This is a genomic window from Bacteroidota bacterium, from assembly GCA_018816945.1.
Classification (GTDB): Bacteria; Bacteroidota; Bacteroidia; order Bacteroidales.
Genome location: JAHIVC010000052.1, coordinates 17,343 through 40,380, shown reverse-complemented (window position 1 = coordinate 40,380; position 23,038 = coordinate 17,343). Strand labels below are relative to the sequence as shown.

The window sequence follows — 23,038 nt, the reverse complement described above, 5'->3', positions numbered from 1 at the left end:
TATTTAATGTATATGTTTCAGAAATAAATTATTAGAAGCTCCCAAACATTTTTTTGAGTTCATCTTGTGTCATTTCCTTATAATCGCTTGGAATGGCGAAAGCACTATCGGGTACATCTTCGGTTTTTACTTCAGAAGCAGAAAATTTCATTAGCAACCCACGTGTGCTGACTTCATATTGGAGCATTACCCCATTGATTTTGTTAAACAGTGGGTCGCTATAATTAATCCCAGTATTTCCTAATTCTTCCGTATAAAAAACAGTGAAAGTGGTCAGTCCTCCAAAATCTTCAGCATTCACTTCAATCAATGCTTTTTTACAATTGTAACCTGCGATGTTTTTTGTTTCATCACTAATCGACACCCTTAGATTGCTGTATTTTGTACGCTCAAGTTCTATTTCACCAAGAGATTTTTTGATGGCCACTTTTTGCCCCATGATATTCAGTAAATTCACAATAGTTTTCGATTCACTATCAAAAATGGTAATCTGATTACCCATTCCTGTTTTCAATTCGCTTCTGCTTTTGTTGTTTTTTAGAATGAATTTCATTTCACTGGGCAGCATTGATTTCATGGCCGCATTTTCGCCCAGGCCATCGTAATCAATTTGATATAAAATATGACCTGCAAAACCTTTTTGAGCATTACCGGTGAATGAAGCTGATATTGCCAGTATGAAAAGCAATAAAGTTTGGAAAATCTTTTTCATAAACTGTGAATTTAGAATAATCAAGAATGGATGACTATTTTTCGATCTGAATCGCTAATATTTTATCACCTTGTTTAATTTGATCAATTACCTCAAGCCCTTTTACCACTTTACCAAAAACAGTATGGTTTCTGTCAAGATGAGCTGTATTTTGGCGACTATGGCAAATGAAAAATTGAGAACCTCCCGTATTTCTTCCTGCATGGGCCATTGAAAGAACCCCTCTGTCGTGATATTGATTTCCACCATCCAATTCACAATTGATATTATACCCTGGACCACCGGCTCCGGTTCCGTTCGGACAGCCACCCTGAACTACGAAATTAGGAATAACCCTATGAAATGTTAAACCATTATAAAATCCTTTCTCTGATAATTTTACGAAATTGGCCACGGTATTTGGAGCATCTTTTTCGAAAAAATTAACTTCCATATCTCCGTTTACTGTTTTTATGATTGCTTTCATCGATTCAATTTTTTGATTTGTAATTAATTCAATTTGCTTTCCGATTATTATTTTACTGTTCTCATGATTTTATTCCATCTGATTTTTCCTCCAAAAAGAGGTTTGTTTGGATCAAGTGAAAACCAAACCAATGATGCTTTTCCAACAATGTGATTTTCCGGTACAAACCCCCAAACCCTTGAGTCAGCTGAATTGTGACGATTATCACCCATCAACCAGAAATAGTCCATTTTGAAAGTATAAGAATTGCTTTCTACATCATTTATAAAAATTTTGCCGTTTATGATTTCTAACTTATTTTCTTCAAAAACATGGATAATACGTTTGTATAAAGAAATATTCTGTAGGTCGATTTGAACGGTTTCGCCTTTTTTAGGGATGCGAATTGGCCCAAAATTGTCAAAATTCCAGTTGTGATAATCGTCGTGCGGAAAAATGTTTGGATCCTTCACTCCCTTAGCGTCATGTAAAGGTTCTATCGAAATTACATTTGAAAAAGTTTTCATTTCTTTAACTGCATTATCGGTCAGGGTAATATAATATTCACCAACATTTCCGCTGCCAATATCTTCAGTAATTTCCAGCTTTTCTAAAACTTTTGGGTTAAATCGAGTGCCATTGGTGGTAACTTTATATTTAAATTGTCGAATCCCTGGGCTTTCATTCACCACTCCATTGATGTATACCTGACGATCAATAATTTCAAGATCATCACCTGGCATGCCCATGCATCGTTTGATGAAGTTTTCTCTTTTATCCAAAGGACGACTAATGATTTCTCCGAAATTATTTTTATCATTCCACACCCTTTCCCTGCCATAATCCCGAACCATTGAATAATAACTGATGTTACTTTGCCATTTTACTGAAAGCGTATCACCATCGGGGAAATTAAAAACAACCGCGTCATGTCTTTTTACTTTTGTAAAACCCGGAAAACGAAAATAGGGTAGTTTAACACTTTCAATATATGATTTGGTTGATTTTGTTAGTGGAAGCGTATGATGAACAAAGGGAAATGCAATGGGGGTCATTGGCGCTCTTGGCCCATAGCTTATTTTGCTCACAAAAAGAAAATCACCAACTAATAATGTTTTCTCCATTGATGAAGTCGGAATTGAATAGGCTTCAAAAATAAAAATACGAATGATTGATGCAGCTATAACGGCAAATATGATGGCATCAGCCCATTCGCGAACAAAACTCTTTTTTATTTCTTCTCTATTGTCGGGATCAATAAAAACAAATTGTTCCTTAAATCCTAAATAAGGTAAATATAGGAATGGAAAAACTGCCCCAAAGCCGTGTTCCAATAAACCGTTTCGCCCAAAACATTTTAGTAATTCAACAATCATCAACATAAAAACAAATACATTGATGAACGGAATTAATAGAAAAATGTACCACCACATTGGCTTTTTTACAATTTGCAGCCATACATATAAATTGTAAAAAGGGACGAAGGTTATCCAACCCGGCCTGCCTGATTTTTCAAATAATTGAGAAGCGAAAATGGCGGGAATGGTGAATGATAAGGGGATCAAAATGAGTAATAGCAACATAATATTTGAGTTTAGAGAAAAGCGAAATTACAAAAGTTTTAAGAACCTGAAGTTAAAAGATGTTAAGAATGCGAATAGAACCCTTAATTTTACTTAAATCCAAAAACACCCGGGATGCTAACTTGCATTCTTAGCCCCGGAATAGTTTGGTTATTCACAGGCTGATTATATAAATAAGGATCAAACCTTAAGGATAAGTTCGGGGAAACGTGAAATTCAAACAAATGGGCATCAACACTGGCGTCAATAACATTTAATAAATACCAAAACCCGGCAAGGATGTAACTCAATTCCATGTTGCGCCTATAATAATCACGTCCTTGTTTTAATTGATCTTTATTGTATAAATCATAATATTCGTTTGGTGAGGGTTGATCACCTCCTTCTGCAGGGACAAACTCGTAAGCAGCTTTATACAGCTTATATTCTTTTTTATTCATATTAATCATGTATCCGATAACACCAAATCCTGCATAAACAACGGGCACTTTCCAATACTTTTTATTGTAAGCTTGTCCCAAACCTGGCAAGATAAAAGAGTAAATTGTAGCTTTATGCGCTGAATGAGGCTTTTTCTGGGTATTATCAATATCTGCGAACGATTGTGAATGGCTCTTTATATTTGAGATAATGATAAACAAAACGAGTAAAAAAATAATTTTCGTATTCTTTACAGTAGTTCGAAACATTCGCAAGTGCATTTGAGAATAAATCCACAAAATTATAAATTAATTTAGGATTTAATAAGATTTATGATTCTGATGAATTCTTCATCAGAATCGAAAGAAATAACGATGTTGCCAAGACCTTTATTGTTTCTCCTAATGTCAACCTTGGTATTGAAATGCTCGATTAATTGTGCTTTATTCCGTAAATAATCTTCAGGAAGTTGAACGGTCGATTTTTCTTGAATTCTTGGTCTTGATGTATTGGTTCTGACCATTTCTTCAACTTGCCTTACGGATAAGTTTTCCACGATGATTCTTTTTAGGATGCGTAATTTTGTTTCATCGTCGGCAATGTTGATTAATGCTCGTGCATGACCCATACTGATTTGTTCATCTTTTAAAGCAATCTGCAGTTCAGCTGGCAGCTTTAATAAACGGATGTAGTTTGAGATTGTAGTTCTGTTTTTCCCGACTTTTTCGCTCAGTTGGTCCTGAGTAAGCTGGCATTCTTCAATCAGCCTGTTATAACTTATCGCAATTTCAATGGCATTTAGATCTTCCCGGTGAATGTTTTCAACCAAGGCAAGTTCCAGCATTTGTTCATCATTGGCAACACGGATATAAGCAGGTACATGGGTTAGTCCGGCCCTTTTCGCAGCGCGGTATCTGCGTTCGCCCGCAATAAGCTGGTAACGGTCGTAACCAAGTTTTCGAACAGTTAAAGGTTGGATGATTCCTTGTTCCTGAATGGATTTTGAGAGTTCATCAATGGCTAAATCGTCAAATTCGATGCGGGGTTGAAAAGGATTTGTTTCAATAATCCGAACATCCATCATTGCAATGGCACCAACGACATAATTGCCCGATATATCGTTAGAAGTAATATCAGTATCAGGGCTCTGAAGTATAGCATCTAATCCTCTGCCCAATGCTTTTTTCTTAGGTTTCATTCTCCAGATCTATTTTTTTTTCAGATTCATCTACTTTGGTCATTTCATTATTCTGAAGAATTTCACGGGCAAGGTTCAGGTAATTAATGGCACCGGTACTATCAGCATCATGCATGATTATGGTTTCTCCAAAACTTGGGGCCTCACTTAGTCGGGTATTTCTATTGATCAGCGTATCGAATACCATTTGTTGAAAGTGAGTTTTCACTTCCTCAACCACCTGTCTTGATAATCTAAGTCGTTTATCGAACATGGTTAGCAAGATGCCTTCAATATCTAAATTAGGGTTAAGTCGTGACTGTACTATTTTTAGGGTATTTAAAAGTTTTCCTAGTCCTTCGAGTGCAAAATATTCACACTGCACCGGCACAATAACCGAATCGGCAGCGGTGAGTGCATTTACTGTTAATAACCCAAGTGAAGGAGAGCAATCAATAATGATAAAATCGTAATCATCTTTAATTTTATCGGTTACCTTCTTCATCATTTTTTCCCTGTTCGGAAGATTGATCATTTCAATCTCAGCTCCAACCAAGTCAATATGAGCTGGAATTATGTCAAGGTTCGGTGTTTGAGTTGACAGGATAATATTTTTCGGTTCGATATCATCCATGATACATTCATAGATGCTGGTTTTGATGTTTTTAGGATCGAAACCAACCCCGGAAGTTGCATTCGCTTGTGGATCTGAATCAATGATTAGGGTCCTGAATTCAAGAACTGCAAAACTCGCACCTAAGTTTATTGCGGTGGTGGTTTTACCTACACCGCCCTTTTGATTTGTTATTGCGATTACTTTACCCATAAATTTGATTGCGTAAATGCATAAAAGAAAAATTTCTCAGATTACAAAAATATAATTTTTGATCGCATTACTGGAATGTAAACAACTTAAGTTATTAACTGAAAATTAAAAAATGTTAGTAATCTTTGTAAGTGAACCTATTAAGACCTTGTAAATTAGGAAAAGAATTATTTTAGGTTTTATTTTTTAGATTCAACTTCTTCGTCCTCAGTTTCGGACATCAGATCTTCAAATTCAACAGAACCCTGATCCCTATGGTTAGAGCGTTCTTCAGCTTCATCTTCAACAGGAATTTCACCGGTTTCAATAAATTTTACCACATCCCTTAATCCATTTGTGAATTTCTCAAAATCTTCTTTGTACAGAAATATTTTGTGTTTCTCATAAAAGAATTTTCCCTGTTCATTGTTAAAGCGTTTTTTGCTTTCAGTAACCGTGATGTAATACTCATCTGAACGGGTGGCTTTTACGTCGAAAAAATAAGTTCTTTTTCCTGCTCTGATTGCTTTAGAAAATACTTCCTCTCTTCTTTCCTTGTTGTCTGACTCTTCCATTTTTTCTTTAAATAATTTATTCTCGACTATCTGTTAGCAAATATAAAAATATTATTTATAAATGAAAGCAAATATACTAATTGCCGTAAAATAGAATTAAATGGATTATTTGATCATTTTTTCAATAATTCCGACATGTTTATTGAATGATGTTTTGAAATAAAAAGATTAACTTTGCCGTCGTTAAATAAAATTATTTACAGTTCATTTACATATCTATATGCTAAGTAGAAGGCAGTTAAGGATTAAAGTGCTTCAAGCGTTATACGCATTCTTTCAATCAAAATCAGACAGAATGGATTTCGGTGAAAAGCAACTTTTTATAAGTATTGAAAAGATATACGAGCTTTGTTTTTGGCAATTATCATTTATGATAGAACTTGTCGATTTCACAAAAGTGAGGACTGAAGAAGCTAAGCATAAGCATTTCCCTACCCCTGAAAACCTAAATCCAAATACCAAATTCATCGATAATAAACTGATTGAACAAATTCGGAATAATCGGATTTATGAAAAAAAATACGACCAGTATAAAATTTCCTGGGCTGAACAAACTGAAATGATCCGAAGAATATATAAGGAAATCATAGAAAGTAAATACTACGAAAAGTTTATGGCCGAACCCGAAAGGTCTTATGATAGCGATAAAGAATTCATCATCCTTTTAATCAAGAAAGTGATCGCAAAATCAGAGTCTTTAAAACAGTTCTATGAAGATTTGAGTATTTATTGGTCCGATGATTATCATTCAGTTACGGCACTTGTCATCAAAATCATAAATTCATTTACCGAAGAAAGTGATACTTATCATTTGCTACCGGTAATCTATAAAACGGCTAACGAAGCAGAGAATGAAGATGTGGATTTTGTGAAATCCCTGTATCGGAAGACGATTGTTAATTCTGATAAATTAGAGAAACTGATAACCGAAAAAACAGTCAATTGGGAATATGATCGAATTGCGGTAATGGATATCATCATTTTGAAAATGGCCTTAACTGAATTGACCGAATTCAAATCGGTTCCGGTGAAGGTTACTTTGAACGAATACATCGAACTGTCAAAATCATATAGCACCCCAAAAAGTAACATCTTCGTAAACGGAATATTGGATAAACTCATCAATGATTTAAAAGAAAGTAAAGACATTCGTAAAACGGGTAGGGGTCTGATGAATTAATCGTAAATATATAGGTTCCTCGATATAAAAATATTCTGCTAAATTTCTTATCTTTGCTCTGTGCTTTGCTAAAGGCATAAACTGTGTTATTTAATAAACTCTTACTAATAAACTCATCATGGCTTTTGATCTTGAAATGATAAAATTGGTGTATTCAAATTTTGTTGAAAAAGTTGAACATGCTCGTAAAATAGTTGGTCGTCCACTCAGTTTAACTGAAAAAATTCTTTATGCCCACCTCGACCAAGGGTCTACAACAAAACCATATATCAGAGGCGAATCGTATGTTGATTTTCGTCCTGATCGGGTTGCAATGCAAGATGCAACTGCTCAAATGGCATTGTTGCAATTTATGAAGGCAGGCAGAAAAAAAGTAGCTGTTCCTTCTACTGTGCATTGCGATCATCTGATTCAGGCTAAACTTGGCGCAAAAGAAGATTTAAAGATTGCATATACCACCAATAACGAAGTGTATGGGTTTTTGAGTTCTGTATCCGATAAATATGGAATTGGTTTCTGGAAACCCGGGGCAGGGATTATTCATCAGGTAGTGATTGAAAATTATGCTTTTCCCGGAGGAATGATGATAGGGACAGATTCACATACCGTGAATGCCGGAGGTTTAGGAATGATTGCCATTGGTGTTGGTGGAGCAGATGCAGTGGATGTCATGGCAGGGATGTCGTGGGAACTGAAGTTCCCAAAATTAATCGGAATTAAACTCACAGGGAAACTCAGTGGTTGGACCTCGGCTAAGGATGTCATATTAAAGGTGGCAGGAATTCTGACCGTAAAAGGCGGAACAGGTGCCATTGTGGAGTATTTCGGCTCGGGGGCCGATTCACTTTCATGTACAGGTAAAGGAACTATTTGTAATATGGGTGCTGAAATTGGAGCAACTACATCTATATTCGGTTACGATTCAAAAATGAAAGAATATTTGATTGGAACCGATCGTAAAGAAATTGCTTTGTTGGCTGATAAAATCGCCGATTATTTAAGAGGAGATCAGGAAGTTTATCAAAATCCTGAAAAATATTTTGACGTAGTGATCGAAATTGATCTCAGCACTTTGGAACCCCATGTTAACGGACCTTTTACTCCGGATTTAGCTACCCCAATTTCAAAATTTGCACAAGCGGTTAAAGACAATAATTGGCCACAGAAACTTGAAGTCGGACTGATCGGGTCTTGTACAAATTCATCGTATGAAGATATCAGCAGAGCGGCATCCATTGCAAAACAAGCCATCGATAAAAATTTAAAAGTTAAAGCTGAATATACCGTTACACCGGGTTCTGAATTGGTGAGGTTCACGGTTGATCGTGATGGTTATTTAGAAGTGTTCAAGAAAATTGGGGGCGTAGTGCTTGCCAATGCATGTGGGCCTTGTATTGGTCAATGGGCCAGACATGGTGCCGAGAAACAGGAACGGAATTCCATCATGACTTCGTTCAACCGTAATTTTGCCAAACGAAATGACGGAAACCCAAATACACATGGATTTGTGGCTTCTCCGGAGTTAACAACCGCTTTTGCTATTGCCGGAGATCTTACCTTTAATCCCTTAACCGATGAATTAGTGAATGAGGATGGGAAAAAGGTAAAACTAGATGAACCTAAAGGATTTGAAATGCCTGCGAAAGGCTATGCCGTTGAAGATAATGGCTATCAGGCTCCTTCTGCCGATGGAAGTCATATTCAGATTGCCGTTGATCCTAAATCGGATAGATTGCAATTACTGAGTCCGTTCGATGAGTGGAACGGGAAAAATTTTATAGGTTTGAAATTATTAATAAAGGCACAAGGGAAATGTACGACCGATCATATTTCGATGGCGGGGCCTTGGTTAAAGTATCGTGGTCATTTGGATAATATTTCTAATAATTTATTGATTGGTGCAGTAAATGCTTTCAATGGAAAGACCAATGCAGTTAAAAATGATCTGAGCGGAAACTATTTACCGGTTCCGGAAAGTGCAAGAACCTACAAGGCGGCCGGATTTGGCTCAATTATCATTGGTGATGAAAATTACGGAGAAGGATCATCCCGGGAACATGCTGCCATGGAGCCCCGGAATTTAGGGGTAAAGGTTGTATTGGTGAAATCTTTTGCCCGTATTCATGAAACAAATCTGAAGAAACAGGGAATGCTTGCCTTAACGTTTGAAAATAAGAATAACTATGATATAGTGCGGGAAGATGATGTTTTTGACATAATCGGATTAACCGATTTTACTCCCGGAAGGGCACTAAATTTAGTTTTGCATCATTCAGATGGAACTAAAGATAACTTTAATGTAACCCATACCTATAATTGGAGTCAAATAGAGTGGTTTAAGTCAGGTAGTGCCTTAAACCTAATTCGCAAGCAATCGAGTTAGTATTCATTTAATCCAATAATTATGTATTACATTAAAAGATTCCTTATTCTGATACTTGGGCTTATTTTATTTACCTCCTGTGATTGTATTGAAGGTGAAGGGCCTACAGTTAGTGAAACCAGAAATGTTTCAAATTTCGATGCCATTGAATTAGAAGCTTCTGCAAATGTATTTATAACAAAGTCGGATAATTTTGAAATTAAGATCAAAGGACAGCAAAATATTCTGGATATTTTAAGAACCAGGCTTAGAGGAAGGACTTTAGTAATAGAGTATGATGAAGCCTGTGTAATGAATAGCAGAAGTTTAGAGATTTTTATTTCAATGCCGGAAATTACTGAAATCCAAATTGACGGATCAGGAGAAGTTGAAAGCGAAGATGTTTTTATAATGGATGATTTGTACTTGGGCGTTTCAGGTTCAGGTTCAATTGAACTGGAGATTAAATCGACAAGGGTTGAAGCTGAAATTAATGGTTCCGGAAGTGTGTTTTTAACTGGAGAAACAGATCGTTTCATCTCCTCGATTAGGGGATCAGGCGATATCAAGGCAAGTAGACTAAAAGCCGGAAGGGCAAAGGTTCATATTGGAGGATCCGGCAGCACCTATATTTATGCACTTGATGATTTAGACGTGGGTATCAGTGGCTCCGGAAATGTAAATTATTTAGGTGATCCAAGCATTAACACGAAAGTGAACGGTTCAGGCAATGTAAGAAAAATCAAATAGCCTTTTTTTTCTTTTTCATCAAATCTTCGAGAATACTGTTTAATCTAGTGTTATCAATTGGCTTTGGTAAAAATTCATTCATGCCGGCCTTCATGCATTTTTCACGATCTTCATTGAATGCATAAGCTGTTACGGCAACAATGGGTATTTTAGGGTTAAAAAGCCCTGATTTATCTGCCCTGATAAACTTTGATGCCTGAATTCCATCCATTTCGGGCATTTGAATATCCATGAGGATTACATCAAAATCAAATTTCTTCAAGGTTTCAATAGCTTCAAGTCCATTTTCAGTGACAACGCAAGTGTGTCCTCTGCTCTTGAGAAGTCGAATGATTAGTTTTTGATTGAGTTCATTGTCTTCAGCAATCAGAATATGCAAAGATTCACTGCTTGAAACAGGGAAGTTTAAATGCAATTTTCCCTGTTCATTATCACCATTGATTACAGAAGCGGAAGAGGATTCTTTAAATTGAATTGTGAAGTAAAAAGTGCTGCCTTTGCCCTCGATACTTTCAACCCAGATTTCACCCCCCATTTTTTGAACTAATTTTTGAGAAATAGCTAGTCCTAAGCCAGTTCCTTCATACCTTCTTTTGGTAGTTGAATGTGCTTGTGAAAATGATTCGAAGATGTCGGTAAGTTTATCCTGGGTTATTCCAATTCCGGTATCACTAACCGAAAAAAGAATTTTGAATTTCCCGTCTTTAATAATAATCTCATCATATCCTTTTTCGGGAGTTACACTAATAGTGCAACTGCCTTTATGAGTAAATTTTAAAGCATTTCCGATGAGGTTATATAATATTTGCTTAAAATGAATAGAGTCGCCTAAAACTCTTGCAGGAACCTTATTGCCATAATTCAGATTTAAGGTAATTCCTTTAGCATCGGCATTTGCTTTAAAAGAATCAACAACTTCTTTGGTGTTGCTTTTTAGTTCAAATTCTTTATCAACAAACTGTACTTTGCCGGCTTCAATTTTTGATAAATCTAAAATGTCGTTTATGATAGATAGCAAATGATTGGATGCCGTTTGAACCAACTCAAGGAATTCTTTCTGTTCTTCTGTCAGCTTTGTTTCGGACACCAAGCTTAACATCCCAATCACCGTATTCATTGGAGTGCGGATTTCATGACTCATACTTGCCAAAAATTCGCTTTTAGCTTGATTCGCATTTTCAGCCAATTCAATCGATTTTTGAAGTTCTGCTTCTTTGAGTCTTTGCGAATCGGGTAGGTTATTCGCATTATCTAGCATCAATCCCAAGTTAGCTAAAAGCATTTGCGGAATCATGGGCCAGGTTAAAATAAAGTCAATTCCTTTTGCCGAATCAATAACTTTTTGGATGTCATTTTGATCAAATAAAATGAATAAGCTTTGACACCAGAACTTTCTTTTTATCTCCTCAGCTTTCTCCAAAATGTGTTTGTCAGGATTCTCTAGAAGCCAAATAAGGATTTTGGGTTTGTACTGAAGACAATTCAAATTAATTGTATCAATATTTGTGATGTAATGAAAACTAAGATTATTGGATGGAAGCATCGCCGCGAGTTGTTCGCTTAACCCCGGGTTGTTTTCAATTACCAGAATTTGAATGTCTTTCATTCTTGAGAAATTACTTACCTGATTGCTATCGGTAAAGTTAGTGTTTTTTGTATCATGCCAAAAGTATTATACTTGATTCTTTATCTGCCTTTGCGTTCCGCTTCGGCAGACGAGATGACGTGGTTTAATTCCCCGGAGCTTGCTCCGGAAGAAAGGGTTTAGGACTTGCTCTGGGTTTAATACCATTTATTTCTATATTCAGGGGTCCTTCAAAAAATATTAATAATAAGTTTAACAAGTTTTAAAAATTAAATTCAATAGATTTGCGTTATTGATTGTTATGAATATTAATGGTAAATTATTTCGGAAAGTAACCCGCGTTTTGATCTTTTTTTTGATCATTTGTGGACTATTTATTAACAAACTTACTGCGCAAGTTGGTGGAAATACTTCATTCGATTTTTTGAATTTAGTTAGTTCGGCCAGAGTTGCATCGATGGGTGGTGATTTTCTCTCAATTAATGACGGTGATATTGCGCTTGCGCTTAACAATCCATCCCTGATTAATTCAACAATGAACCATCATCTTTCCTTAAGTATTGTTGATTATTATTCTGATATCAATTATGGCTTTGCGGCGTATTCGCATTCTTTCGAAAAATATGGCAGCTTTGTTGGGGCAATCCAGTTTGTAAACTATGGCAAATTCGATTACGCCGATAACACAGGTATCATTAATGGCCGTTTTGGTGCTTCCGAATTGGCAATGCAAATCGGATGGGCCAAGGCAATTACCCCAAAATGGTCGATTGGTTCTAATTTCAAATATGTTTATTCGTCGTTTGAGAGATATAATTCGCATGGCATAGCCATTGATTTCGCAGGCTCATTCTTTGACAACGAAAATGGTTTTTCTTCATCTTTAATTGTTAAAAATGTTGGATGGCAGGTAAAATCATTCACAAGCGGGAACAAGGAAGGATTTCCTTTTGAAATTCAGTTTGGACTCTCAAAAAGGTTAAAGCATCTTCCGTTCAGATATTCTCTTTTAGTAAATCATCTGAATAAATGGAATGTGAGTTACAACAATCCATATGATACGAATAGTGATTATATTTTATTAAATGATGCTGAAAATGCAAATGATGCTTCGTTGAAGTTTGGGGATCAATTATTTCGTCATATCGTGATTGGGGGCGAACTCTTACTATCAGAAAACTTCATTTTACGATTAGGATATAATTATAAACGAAGAAAAGAATTAGGAATTGATACTAAAATGTCAACCGTTGGTTTTTCCTGGGGCTTTGAATTTAAAATTTCCCGATTCAGATTGGCTTATGCCCGTTCCGCCTATCATTTGGCCGGTTCTCCAAATTATTTCACCATCACAACGAATATAGCCGAATTATTTAAACGCTAATTGATCGTACTTCCTGAAATTATTCGGAATTAGCAATTGCTTATTTCATATTTTTACAGTCTAATAAATATTCTATGCAGGTTTTTGTCGATCCTAATTCCGGCTTTTGTGGAGGTGTGTTAAAAGCCGTTAAAATGGCGGAAAAGGAAATCAAAGGTCAGGATCAATTGTACTGTCTGGGCGAAATTGTGCATAATCAGGAGGAAGTTGCGAGGTTGACCGAGAAAGGGATTATATTTATTAGTCATGATGAATTAAAAAGCCTTCGAAATGTCAAAGTATTGATCAGGGCTCATGGCGAACCACCCGAAACTTATCAATTAGGAATAAACAAAAACATTGAACTGATTGATGCTACTTGTAAAGTTGTTCAGCGTTTGCAGAATAAAGTGGGCAAGACCGCCAAAGAAATCAAAAAGGAAAATGGACAAATTGTTATTTTTGGAAAAGCAAAGCATCCGGAAGTTTTAGGTTTAATGGGGCAGTCAAGCGCAGAGGTGATTATCCTTGAAAATGAAGGAGATATTCGAAAAATCGATTTTACGCGCCCCATCCGTTTATTTTCGCAAACTACCATGAGCATGAGTAAGTTTGAGGAGATTAAACTTTTAATTTATTCGAAATTAAATGAATCTCAAAGAAATGATAAGTATTTTTTTGAGGCCACGAACTCAGTTTGTAAGCAGGTTTCTAAAAGAGAAGAAAAATTAGTTTTCTTTGCTAAGAATCATGATGTAATTGTCTTTGTTGGAGGACAAAACAGTTCGAACGCTAAATTCTTATTTGGAATTTGCAAAGAACACAATACCAGATCATATTTTGTGGCAAATGAAACTGAAATTCAAAAAGCGTGGTTTGAAGGTGTTGATTTGGTAGGAGTTAGTGGGGCAACTTCCACACCTCAATGGTTGATGAATGAAGTTGCTGAAAAAATTAAGACGTTTTAAACATGTATCTGAAAAAACTCATATTCACAAATTTTAAAAACTGCGAGCAGGCAGAATTGAATTTTTCCGAAAAAATAAATTGCTTTGTTGGGAACAATGGAGCGGGAAAAACAAATGTGCTTGATGGAATTTATTATTTGTCGTTTTGCAAGAGTTACTTTAATTCAATGGATACGCAAAATATTTTGCACGAAGCACCTTTTTTTGCCATTCATGGCCACTACTCAAAAAATGGGAACAAGGATGATGTTACAAGTTGCATTCAAAAACGTGGTGCAAAAAAGCAATTTAAGCATAACAAAAAAGAATACGAGCGACTTGCCGACCATATTGGAATGTATCCTCTCGTAATGGTTTCTCCGTACGATCGTGATTTAATCAATGATGGGAGTGAAATCAGGCGGAAGTATATTGATGGGGTAATTTCGCAATTCGACCGAAATTATTTAGATCATTTACTCAATTATAATAGAGTACTGGCACAGCGTAATGCTTTGCTAAAAAAAATGGGTGAGTTAAGATCGTTTGATCGATCGCAGATTGAAATTTGGGACAATCAATTAATCAATCATGGTGAGGTGATCTATGAGAAACGAAAGCATTTCCTGGATGATTTTTCCCCTATTTTCCAGAAGTATTTTGAAGTAATAACGAAAGGGAGAGAAAAAGTCAGCATCATTTATGATTCGCAATTAACGGAAAATAATTTGGGCGAATTGTTAATTGATTCGTTTAAAAAAGATTGTATGATGCGTTTTACTACACAGGGTGTTCATAAAGATGATTTGCAGTATAATATTGGAGATCATCCGATTAAAAAATTTGGATCGCAAGGGCAACAAAAGTCCTTTGTAATCGCCATTAAACTTGCTCAGTTTGAGTACACCAAGAATATTAAAGGTTTTAATCCGGTACTTTTGCTCGACGATATTTTTGATAAGCTTGATGAACACAGGGTTGAGCAATTGATTGATCTGGTCAGTAAAAATAATTTTGGGCAGGTTTTCATAACAGATACCCAACAATTTAGGGTGGAACGTTTATTTCAGAAAAATAAAATTGATCATAAAATATTTCTGGTGAAAGCAGGTGTAATTTCAGAAATTGAGAACAATAATTCAAAATAATGATGAGTAAGGGATCAAATGAAATGACGATTGGCCAGGCCATCAAGGAGCTGTTAAAAACTTACAAGTTGGAAGATAAAATGACCGAGGTGAAGTTGATTAATTCGTGGGAAAGCGTGGTCGGTAAAATGATTGCCAATCATACGGTCGATATCAAGCTAAAAAAAAGAAAGTTGTTTGTGAAGATGGATTCAGCTGCAATTACAAATGAACTGACGTATGCCAAAACCAAGATGGTAAAAGCATTAAATAAAGAGGCGGGTGCTGATATTTTGGATGAGATTATATTTAACTAATGGTATTTCCGAAAAATTTAATCAAACAATTCCTCAAAGCTCTGCTTTGGGGTAAGAATCCAGAATTCAGAAGAGGGATTAAAATATCTTCAAAAAAAATTCTGACTTCTGACTACTGTATTCGATATTCCAGATACCTCGCAGCTCTGCTGCGGGGTAGTTCATTTGATCATAACAGCATTATTTTACCTTCAGATCCAAACATTTTTCACCTTCAATAAATGCTTCTAAATGATCGCCTATGTGAACAGGGCCAACGCCTTCAGGGGTACCTGTGAAAATCATATCCCCAATTTTTAAAGTGATGAATTGTGAGACGTAGGAAATTAAATGATCAAATGAAAAAATCAAATCTTTTGTGTTTCCTTGTTGTCTGATTTCATTGTTTACCTTCAAGGAGAAAGCGATATCATTAATATTTTTAAAAACTGATTTAGGTTTAAATAATCCAAGTGGTGCAGATTGATCGAATGCTTTTGCCATCTCCCACGGAATTCCTTTCGCTTTGCATTCATTTTGAAGATCGCGGGCTGTAAGGTCGAATCCAATTCCAATTTCATCAAAATAAGTATGCGCAAATTCCGGTAGGATGTGTTTCCCTACTTTACAAATTTTTAAAACAATTTCAGTTTCGTAATGAATATCTTTTGAAAACTCAGGATAAAAAAATGGCTGATTTTTCAAAATAATTGCGCTTTCTGGTTTAAGAAAAAAGATGGGTTTTGTGGGTAAAGGATTGTTTAATTCTTTGGCATGCTCAACATAGTTTCTGCCAATGCATATAATTTTCATCCGAACAAAATTTATCCAAAATTAAGTGATCCTTGATTAAACCCACGGAGTTTGATAGCCGTTATGACATTTTTTGTTGATAAAGGAAAATCGCTCTTCATCATCCAATCGTAATATGACGGTTCTTGTTTAAAAATATCTTCAACCGATTTGCCTTTATGTTTGCCAAAATTAAAAAGCTCAATATTATGCTCATCAAATATCAAATGGCCTACGAGATCGGCATTGTTTTTTTGTTTTGAAAACTCATGCAAAGTGTGAATATCATTTTTAACCGGAACGGAAATGCTGCCATCCTTGTCTTCGAATTCGGCATTTTGGTATTTCTCTAGTTGGGCTACTAAAATTTCGTAAGTTGCTTTTGTATCTGCTTCTGCACCATGCGCACCAATCAAATCTTTTCCGCAATAAAATTTATAGGCAGCTTTTAGCGTGCGTTGTTCCATTTTATGAAAAATATTCTGTACGTCGATAAATCGGCGGTGCTTTAGATCAAAATTTACTTCGGCCCTGAAAAATTCTTCAACCAAGAGTGGTATATCAAATTTAAGTGCATTATACCCGCTCAAATCACAATTGTGCAAGAATTGATTCAGCTCATTTGCCATATCTTTGAATGTGGGCTTATCTTTTACATCTTCATCCTTAATCCCGTGTATTTCGGTTACCTCCTGAGGAATTGGGATGGTTGGATTTACCAATCTGGTTAAGGTTTTCTGAGTTCCATCAGGCATTACTTTCAGGATGCTGATTTCTACAATTCGATCATTGGTGATATTCAATCCGGTGGTCTCCAGGTCAAAGAAGGCTAAAGGACGCGTAAGATTTAGTTTCATTATTTTAATGCTATTAAATAATGGCTAATTTAATAAAATCGCCGGGAATAAACTGACTTATATCGGCAAATTTGGATCAAAATTTTCCAAAAGTTCTTTAAGCCTTTTTAAATACATCCCTGCCAAAGCTCCATCCACTACTCTGTGATCATAAGCCAGAGAGAAAATCATAATGCTCCTGATACCGATGGTGTCACCTAATGATGATTCAATAACAACCGGTTGTTTGCGAATGGCACCAATTCCTAGAATTGCCACTTGTGGCTGATTGATAATTGGGGTTCCGGTTAAACTGTCGAAACTACCGAAATTGGTAACTGTAAATGTACCTCCTTGGATTTCATCAGGTAAAAGCTTATTTGATCGTGCACGGTTTGCTAAATCATTAACGGTTTTTGATAGCCCCAATAAATTCTTTTCATCTGCGTGTTTTATGACGGGAACAATCAGATTGCCATTTGGCAGTGCCGCTGCCATGCCAATATTCACATTTTTACGGATGATGATTTTTGTACCGTCAACAGAAGCATTGATACCCGGATAATCTTTAATCGCTTTTGCTGCTGCATCAATAAAAATTGGGGTAAATGTAATTTTTTCACCTTCTCTTTTCAGTAAAATATCTTTTACTTTATTTCTCCAATTAACAATTGTTGTAACATCAACATCAATAAAAGAGGTAACGTGCGGTGAAACCTGTTTGGACATCACCATATGGTCAGCAATTAATCTTCGCATGCGGTCCATCTCAATAATCTGATCTCCTCCTGACATTATAACTGCAGGTGCTTCAACAACTTTTGTTGCCGGACTTGCTTTTCTGTTTTTTAGGAAAGAGAGCATATCTTCTTTCGTTACACGACCATCTTTTCCGCTGCCTTGAATAGTGTTTAATTCACGAATCCCAATTCCTTCGGTTTTTGCAATACTCTTGACCAACGGGGAATAAAAACGGTCGGAAGCTGTAAAGTCATTTTCTGATTGAGTTTCTGCCTGAACTACTTCAGGGGTTGTTGATTCTACTTTGACAGGGGGAACAATTAGTTTATCTTTTGGTTTTGGTTCTGAACTCTTTTCTGCATCAATACTTGCCGCTCCGTCCATTTCAATTTGGGCAATAATTTCTCCAACAGGAACAATATCACCTTCTTTAAACATTAATTTGATAATTTTCCCTTCAACAGGAGAGGGTATTTCTGAGTCAACTTTATCGGTTGCAATCTCAAGGATTGCGTCATCTTCTTCTACTAAATCACCTTCAACTTTTAACCATTTGGTAATGGTCGCTTCTATAATACTTTCACCCAATTTGGGCATGATAAGATCAAATTTTGCCATTGCTAATTATATATTTCATTAGAATTAATCAGGTATTAATTCATTGTTTCTTTTTGCAAAGATAGTGATTTTTTTTAATCTGGAATAGTTCTAAATAAAATTGTAATTACTGTCTTCCCAGCTTTTTAAATCCTTGATAGACGATATGCAAATCCTTCTTAAAGTGATAATTTTGTGTGTAATCAATGTTTAAAGCCGTGATCTCTTTTTGGTTATCAATAAATTCTTTGATTCCATCCGTTGTGTGTAAAACGCCCCTTTTTATGACAGGTAATTTTAGGCTGGAATTATCCTGAGGATGATAGCCTACCCAAGAAATTTTATTGATCAACACCCTGAAAATATTTTTAATAAAACCATAAAATGACGGGATTATGAAAAGGCTGTATGGAATTGAGAGAATCAAAACAAATGTAACGATGAGATCGAAGTTTCTTTTGGCCCGAATATTCGATGGATTGCTGATAATATTGATTTTCTGGGTATATAAATCTTCAGTACTTGAGATAGATTTGCTTCCAATGATTGAAAAACTATTTTCGGGGGCAATTTTACAAATAAGGTGTTTGGATTGAAGTGCTGTTATGATATCAATGATTTGCTGATAGCTGATGTCTTTTGAACAAAAAATAAGTTCATTAATATTGAAGTCTTTAACCAGATCTTCGATTTGTGTGATGGATCCAATAAATTTATTGTCATTTATGGTTTTGTTATCAGGAGAAACATATCCGTGAAATTCAGGTTTAATGTCGCTTTGGAGAAGGATGTTTGTAATTCGATTGGCCTCCTCAATCTTTCCAATAATGAATATTCTTTTGGCCGGTTCATGTCCATATTGAATTAATCCCAATCGACCTAAAATCAAGCGAAAGCTGGTTAACGAAGTTAGTCCCCATAAAGCTCCCAATAAAATGATTGATCTGGAAAAGCGCCAGGTTTCATTGAGTAACGAATATCCCAGTAAAATTAAAATGGTTCCGATGACGATTGCCCAAACTATTTTCTTCGGTTTAAATGGTTTGTCATACCCGCCTGAAAAATAAAGGGTTGCCAGCCAGATTAAAATGTAAATTGGAATGATTAGTTGGTAGAACAGAAACGGGTAGGAGCCACCTTCGGGGTAAATGATCAGTGTTTCCCAAATCTTTGTTATGAAAATTATACCCAACCCAAAAATGATAAAATCGAGGATAGGCAGGAAGAATCCATTCAGCATTCTTTTTATTAAGGCGAATGCAGCGCTTGAAATTATAGCTATTCTGATCAGTATAGATAAAGTTTTGGTGTTATTTTTTGAGAAATGTTTTTTTGAAAAAATAAGCATGGCCCTGTAAAAACTATATACATATTCGATGCTTTCTTTTTTTGTGCTTTCTCCTTTATAATGAATAATTCTTGTTTCAGGGAAATAATAATTTTTATAGCCTGCCTGAATAATCCGATGGGATAAATCAACATCTTCTCCATACATAAAAAATTGCTCATCAAAATATCCGGTCTTTTCAAGTACGGATTTACGAATTAACATATAAGCACCAGTCAAAACGTGCACACTTTGAATCTCATCCTTATTGAGCTGGTCGAGGTAATATTTGCCAAAAATTCGGGAAGGAAAAAATAATTTAGATAACCCCGACATTTTATAAAATGCAGCCGCAGGGGTTGGTAAACCTCTTTTTGATTCAGGCAAAAATTTCCCATTCCCGTCAAGCATTTTCACTCCCAAACTACCGGCTTCAGGATGAGCATCCATAAATATGATTGGTTTTGTCAGGCTGTCATTCTCCAATACAGTATCAGGATTTAAAATTAAAATGTATTCACCTTGAGCAATTTTAATTCCTTGATTGCAAGCTTTTCCAAATCCAAGATTGATATCGTTTTTAATTAATTTTATTTGCGGAAAATCCTTGGAAATCATTTCTGATGATCCATCTACTGAATGATTATCAATACAAATAATTTCATAAGAAAGCGTCTTAGCAGCCAATATTACAGAATTTAGACATTGCCTAAAAAAATGCTTGACGTTGTAATTGACAATAACGATGGAAAGTTTCATGTACTTTAGATTCTGGAGTTTGACTGCAGATGATCAAAGATAATGAAATATCGAAACTAACACTTATGGTCTACTGCTTTATTGTTAGCATGGGCAGCTGTAATTGGAATAAATCCCTTTTTGTTAGTTTTTGAGTAAACAATTCTTTTAAGAAACCCCTTTTGTGAGCTGCAAAAGCAATCAAATCAATTTGATGCAATTCAGCATAATTTTGTAATGATTCAAGAAAATTGGATGAAGCAATCATTTCAACGCAAATCAGTTCTTTTTTAATTTCAGCTTTAAAATTCGCACAAAGTAAATTTATTGATTCGGAAGCTTTGAAGTTTTCCGGATGGACCAGGTGAATGCAATGCATTTTGATGTCGAAATTGGAAAGAAGTTCAAAAATAGTCTTAATGATTTTTGTGTCATCATGGAGAAACTCGGTAGGGTAAAGGATATTGTTTATTGGTTTGTAAGTGTAATTCAAAGGGATGGATAAGACAGGAATCTGTGTGTTTTCAATTATTTTTCTTGAAATACTGCCCGAAAAGATACCCTTAGCCGCTTTGCCACTTGATCCGAGCATGATTAAATCTGCCTTATATTCTTCCGCTGCCTTTATAATTTCATCCTCCGCATCGCCACCACTCAAGGCTGACTTTACTTTTGCTTTCGGATAGGCCTCAACAATGCAATTTTCAATATTCTTTAAATCTGATTCTGCTTGCGTTTTTATGTCCTGTAAGATTTTTCTATTAATAAGGGTGTCGGTTTCAATTCCGGTCGGAAAATTGCTTTCAGCAACAAGGAATTTGTCAAAGTAGGAGTGAAATAGAATGATTTCGGCATCAAATCTTCCTGCTGCCCGAATGGCATAATTGCAACAATTCTCAATCCCTTCTGAAAAATCAATTGCTAATAATATTATTTTCATTACAGGTCATATTGAATAAGACAATCTATATAAGGCAAATATAGTCCGAAAAGTTCTCAAAAAAAAGTTTTAGGTTTAAAAGCCAAAAGTCAAACCTGCAATCCCGACCAATAGACCTACAAGGATATTCACAAATTTCATAACAATAAAACTTTTTTTCGATTCGGCTAATAATGGGATTGCTCCATGCCCGTCCTGGACTATTGAATTAGCCAATAGTATACTAAATGGGATGGTGCCTTCAACGAACAACAAAACAAATACAATGTGTGGGCCAGATTGCGGTATGATACCGATAAGCAATGCGATGATTAGGATGCTGAAGAGATTATTTTTGATCCAACTTTCCACATCGATAAAATCGTTTATAAAATGTATTAATAGCAATGTTGCAAATGTCCATAAGAAAATTTTTAAAAAATGCTTCTTAATAATGTGGCCCCATAAATGCTCATTCAGAAAATGATCATTTACCGTAGAAATGATAAACAAAGCGATGATGGTTACGAAAAGAAATGTTGCGCTTACCCAGCTCCACTCAAAGCCATGCGATTCTGTTTCAGGTAAAAGTGGGTCTGATCCATTGCCTGGCATTAGGAAATGATGATCTTCGCCAATTACCCCAATTAATAGCCCAAATAAAAAAAGCAATAGACCAGCCAGTATAATAGCCCTTTGAAAGCTGATGTTTTTGATCTGATCAACAATAATTTTGGGATCGAAGCAAATACAATCACCTTGTTCAGAATGAATTTTTAGATGATTTTCAGGAATGTGCATCAAGGTCCTGTTTTTCATAATGAGAAATATGATCAGTCCTGTGATAACAGAGATCACAAAAATGATTACAAATAGTTTCAAGGCAGATCCAGGCATAATTGCAAGCATTAGAAATGCTTCATCGCCTGAAGTGGCAATCATGGTCGTAACCAATGCGGCAAACCCGTATATTTTGTGTGTATAAAGAGATACTGCTGTATAAGTACCCAAACAACCGGGTATTATTCCTAGAAAGGCAGCACTTAATATTTGCAGCCATCCACTGCGTTGGAGCGGTTTACTCCAATTGCCTCGAGTTCGTACATTTATATATTCGATAATCAACATCACAACCAGCACAAAAGCTGTAATCATGATGGTATCTTTCAATATTCCTATAAACATGTTAGGTGTTATTTTGAATTGGTAAAAATAGCTGATTTTTTTAAAATTTCTGTAGTAATATTTTTTTATTTAAGAAAAGGCTTTTACATTTGGGTAATTAAATACTTCTTATACTAAATAGCACATGTCAAAAATTGTAACTCTTTCAGAAGCTGCATCCATAGCCTTACACGGTATGATATTAGTTGCACAATCAGATAAGATGATAAATGTTGTACAAATTTCTGAGATGACATCAAGTTCAAAGCATCATGTTGCCAAAGTCTTTCAGCGATTAGTGAAAGAAAAATTTATTGAATCTCATCGGGGTCCATCCGGTGGATTTACGATGAAAAGAAAACCTGATGAAATTACACTACTTGAAATTTACGAAGCCATTGAAGGAAAAATTGAGATTCTGGCGTGCCCGATCGAAAAACAAATCTGTCCATTTGATAAGTGTATTCTAAATAGTGTTACCCGCGACATGACAATTCAGTATCGGGATTATCTTCAGGGGCAAACACTTGCGATGTATTTGTGATCCTTTTCCTTATTTAGAATCCAATTACCCGAATAAAATATCTGAATAAATTA

General features: G+C 35.6%; 22 protein-coding genes. 8 read left to right on the top strand and 14 right to left on the bottom strand.

All coding sequences use genetic code 11. The features are described 5' to 3' along the window. Positions 1-31: 31 nt before the first annotated feature. The 7 genes from KKG99_07865 to KKG99_07835 form a co-directional block, all read right to left on the bottom strand. On the bottom strand, positions 32-712 hold the full coding sequence (locus KKG99_07865; GenBank protein ID MBU1012907.1) for a DUF4412 domain-containing protein: 681 nt from the start codon (positions 710-712) through the stop codon (positions 32-34). 34 nt (positions 713-746) lie between these two features. Beyond that, positions 747-1,178: a peptidylprolyl isomerase gene (locus KKG99_07860; GenBank protein ID MBU1012906.1), complete on the bottom strand. Its 432-nt coding sequence runs from the start codon at positions 1,176-1,178 to the stop codon at positions 747-749. Between the two features lie 47 nt (positions 1,179-1,225). After that, positions 1,226-2,533 (bottom strand): S26 family signal peptidase, encoded by a 1,308-nt coding sequence (locus KKG99_07855; GenBank protein MBU1012905.1) that lies wholly within the window; start codon positions 2,531-2,533, stop codon positions 1,226-1,228. A gap of 296 nt (positions 2,534-2,829) precedes the next feature. Beyond that, positions 2,830-3,429, bottom strand: a complete 600-nt coding sequence (locus KKG99_07850) for a hypothetical protein (GenBank protein ID MBU1012904.1) — start codon at positions 3,427-3,429, stop codon at positions 2,830-2,832. A 44-nt stretch (positions 3,430-3,473) separates the two neighbouring features. After that, entirely contained in the window at positions 3,474-4,358 is an 885-nt protein-coding gene (locus KKG99_07845) for a ParB/RepB/Spo0J family partition protein (protein MBU1012903.1), read from the bottom strand. Beyond that, positions 4,348-5,163 (bottom strand): AAA family ATPase, encoded by an 816-nt coding sequence (locus KKG99_07840; protein MBU1012902.1) that lies wholly within the window; start codon positions 5,161-5,163, stop codon positions 4,348-4,350. The genes KKG99_07845 and KKG99_07840 overlap by 11 nt, the downstream gene beginning before the upstream one ends. A gap of 179 nt (positions 5,164-5,342) precedes the next feature. Further along, a complete protein-coding gene (locus KKG99_07835; GenBank protein ID MBU1012901.1) occupies positions 5,343-5,717 on the bottom strand; it encodes a PUR family DNA/RNA-binding protein in 375 nt (124 codons plus the stop codon). Between the two features lie 295 nt (positions 5,718-6,012). On the opposite strand from KKG99_07835, the gene nusB reads away from it, so the two are divergent. From nusB to KKG99_07820, 3 genes are all read left to right on the top strand, one after another. Further along, positions 6,013-6,897, top strand: a complete 885-nt coding sequence (gene nusB / locus KKG99_07830; protein MBU1012900.1) for a transcription antitermination factor NusB — start codon at positions 6,013-6,015, stop codon at positions 6,895-6,897. Between the two features lie 118 nt (positions 6,898-7,015). After that, positions 7,016-9,280: an aconitate hydratase gene (locus KKG99_07825; protein MBU1012899.1), complete on the top strand. Its 2,265-nt coding sequence runs from the start codon at positions 7,016-7,018 to the stop codon at positions 9,278-9,280. 21 nt (positions 9,281-9,301) lie between these two features. After that, positions 9,302-10,009, top strand: a complete 708-nt coding sequence (locus KKG99_07820) for a DUF2807 domain-containing protein (GenBank protein MBU1012898.1) — start codon at positions 9,302-9,304, stop codon at positions 10,007-10,009. On the opposite strand, the gene KKG99_07815 is transcribed toward KKG99_07820, so the two are convergent. Beyond that, positions 10,002-11,615, bottom strand: coding sequence for a response regulator (locus KKG99_07815; protein ID MBU1012897.1), 1,614 nt, complete (start codon positions 11,613-11,615; stop codon positions 10,002-10,004). The two genes, KKG99_07820 and KKG99_07815, sit on opposite strands and share 8 nt — an antisense overlap. A 280-nt stretch (positions 11,616-11,895) precedes the next feature. Here KKG99_07815 and porQ point away from each other — a divergent pair, with 280 nt between their 5' ends. The 4 genes from porQ to KKG99_07795 all read left to right on the top strand — a co-directional run bounded on the left by porQ (position 11,896) and on the right by KKG99_07795 (position 15,348). After that, positions 11,896-12,978: a type IX secretion system protein PorQ gene (gene porQ, locus KKG99_07810; protein ID MBU1012896.1), complete on the top strand. Its 1,083-nt coding sequence runs from the start codon at positions 11,896-11,898 to the stop codon at positions 12,976-12,978. Between the two features lie 74 nt (positions 12,979-13,052). Beyond that, positions 13,053-13,925, top strand: a complete 873-nt coding sequence (locus tag KKG99_07805; GenBank protein ID MBU1012895.1) for a 4-hydroxy-3-methylbut-2-enyl diphosphate reductase — start codon at positions 13,053-13,055, stop codon at positions 13,923-13,925. Positions 13,926-13,927: 2 nt separating this feature from the next. Next, on the top strand, positions 13,928-15,052 hold the full coding sequence (locus tag KKG99_07800) for a DNA replication/repair protein RecF (protein ID MBU1012894.1): 1,125 nt from the start codon (positions 13,928-13,930) through the stop codon (positions 15,050-15,052). Then, positions 15,052-15,348: a DUF721 domain-containing protein gene (locus KKG99_07795; protein MBU1012893.1), complete on the top strand. Its 297-nt coding sequence runs from the start codon at positions 15,052-15,054 to the stop codon at positions 15,346-15,348. The genes KKG99_07800 and KKG99_07795 overlap by 1 nt, the downstream gene beginning before the upstream one ends. Positions 15,349-15,528: 180 nt before the next feature. Here KKG99_07795 and KKG99_07790 read toward each other — a convergent pair whose 3' ends face one another. The 6 genes from KKG99_07790 to KKG99_07765 form a co-directional block, all read right to left on the bottom strand. Continuing rightward, positions 15,529-16,140 (bottom strand): fumarylacetoacetate hydrolase family protein, encoded by a 612-nt coding sequence (locus tag KKG99_07790; protein ID MBU1012892.1) that lies wholly within the window; start codon positions 16,138-16,140, stop codon positions 15,529-15,531. A gap of 11 nt (positions 16,141-16,151) precedes the next feature. Then, positions 16,152-16,976, bottom strand: coding sequence for a ribonuclease H-like domain-containing protein (locus KKG99_07785; GenBank protein MBU1012891.1), 825 nt, complete (start codon positions 16,974-16,976; stop codon positions 16,152-16,154). 57 nt (positions 16,977-17,033) lie between these two features. Then, the gene (locus KKG99_07780) at positions 17,034-18,314 is read right to left on the bottom strand and encodes a 2-oxo acid dehydrogenase subunit E2 (protein ID MBU1012890.1); all 1,281 of its coding nucleotides are present in this window, start codon (positions 18,312-18,314) and stop codon (positions 17,034-17,036) included. Positions 18,315-18,420: 106 nt separating this feature from the next. Further along, on the bottom strand, positions 18,421-20,379 hold the full coding sequence (locus tag KKG99_07775; GenBank protein MBU1012889.1) for a glycosyltransferase family 2 protein: 1,959 nt from the start codon (positions 20,377-20,379) through the stop codon (positions 18,421-18,423). A gap of 70 nt (positions 20,380-20,449) precedes the next feature. Beyond that, the gene (locus KKG99_07770; GenBank protein ID MBU1012888.1) at positions 20,450-21,298 is read right to left on the bottom strand and encodes a universal stress protein; all 849 of its coding nucleotides are present in this window, start codon (positions 21,296-21,298) and stop codon (positions 20,450-20,452) included. Between the two features lie 75 nt (positions 21,299-21,373). Next, positions 21,374-22,462 (bottom strand): arsenic efflux protein, encoded by a 1,089-nt coding sequence (locus KKG99_07765; GenBank protein MBU1012887.1) that lies wholly within the window; start codon positions 22,460-22,462, stop codon positions 21,374-21,376. A gap of 124 nt (positions 22,463-22,586) precedes the next feature. Between KKG99_07765 and KKG99_07760 the strand changes: the two genes are divergently transcribed. Continuing rightward, positions 22,587-22,985, top strand: coding sequence for an Rrf2 family transcriptional regulator (locus tag KKG99_07760; protein MBU1012886.1), 399 nt, complete (start codon positions 22,587-22,589; stop codon positions 22,983-22,985). Positions 22,986-23,038 lie beyond the last annotated feature (53 nt).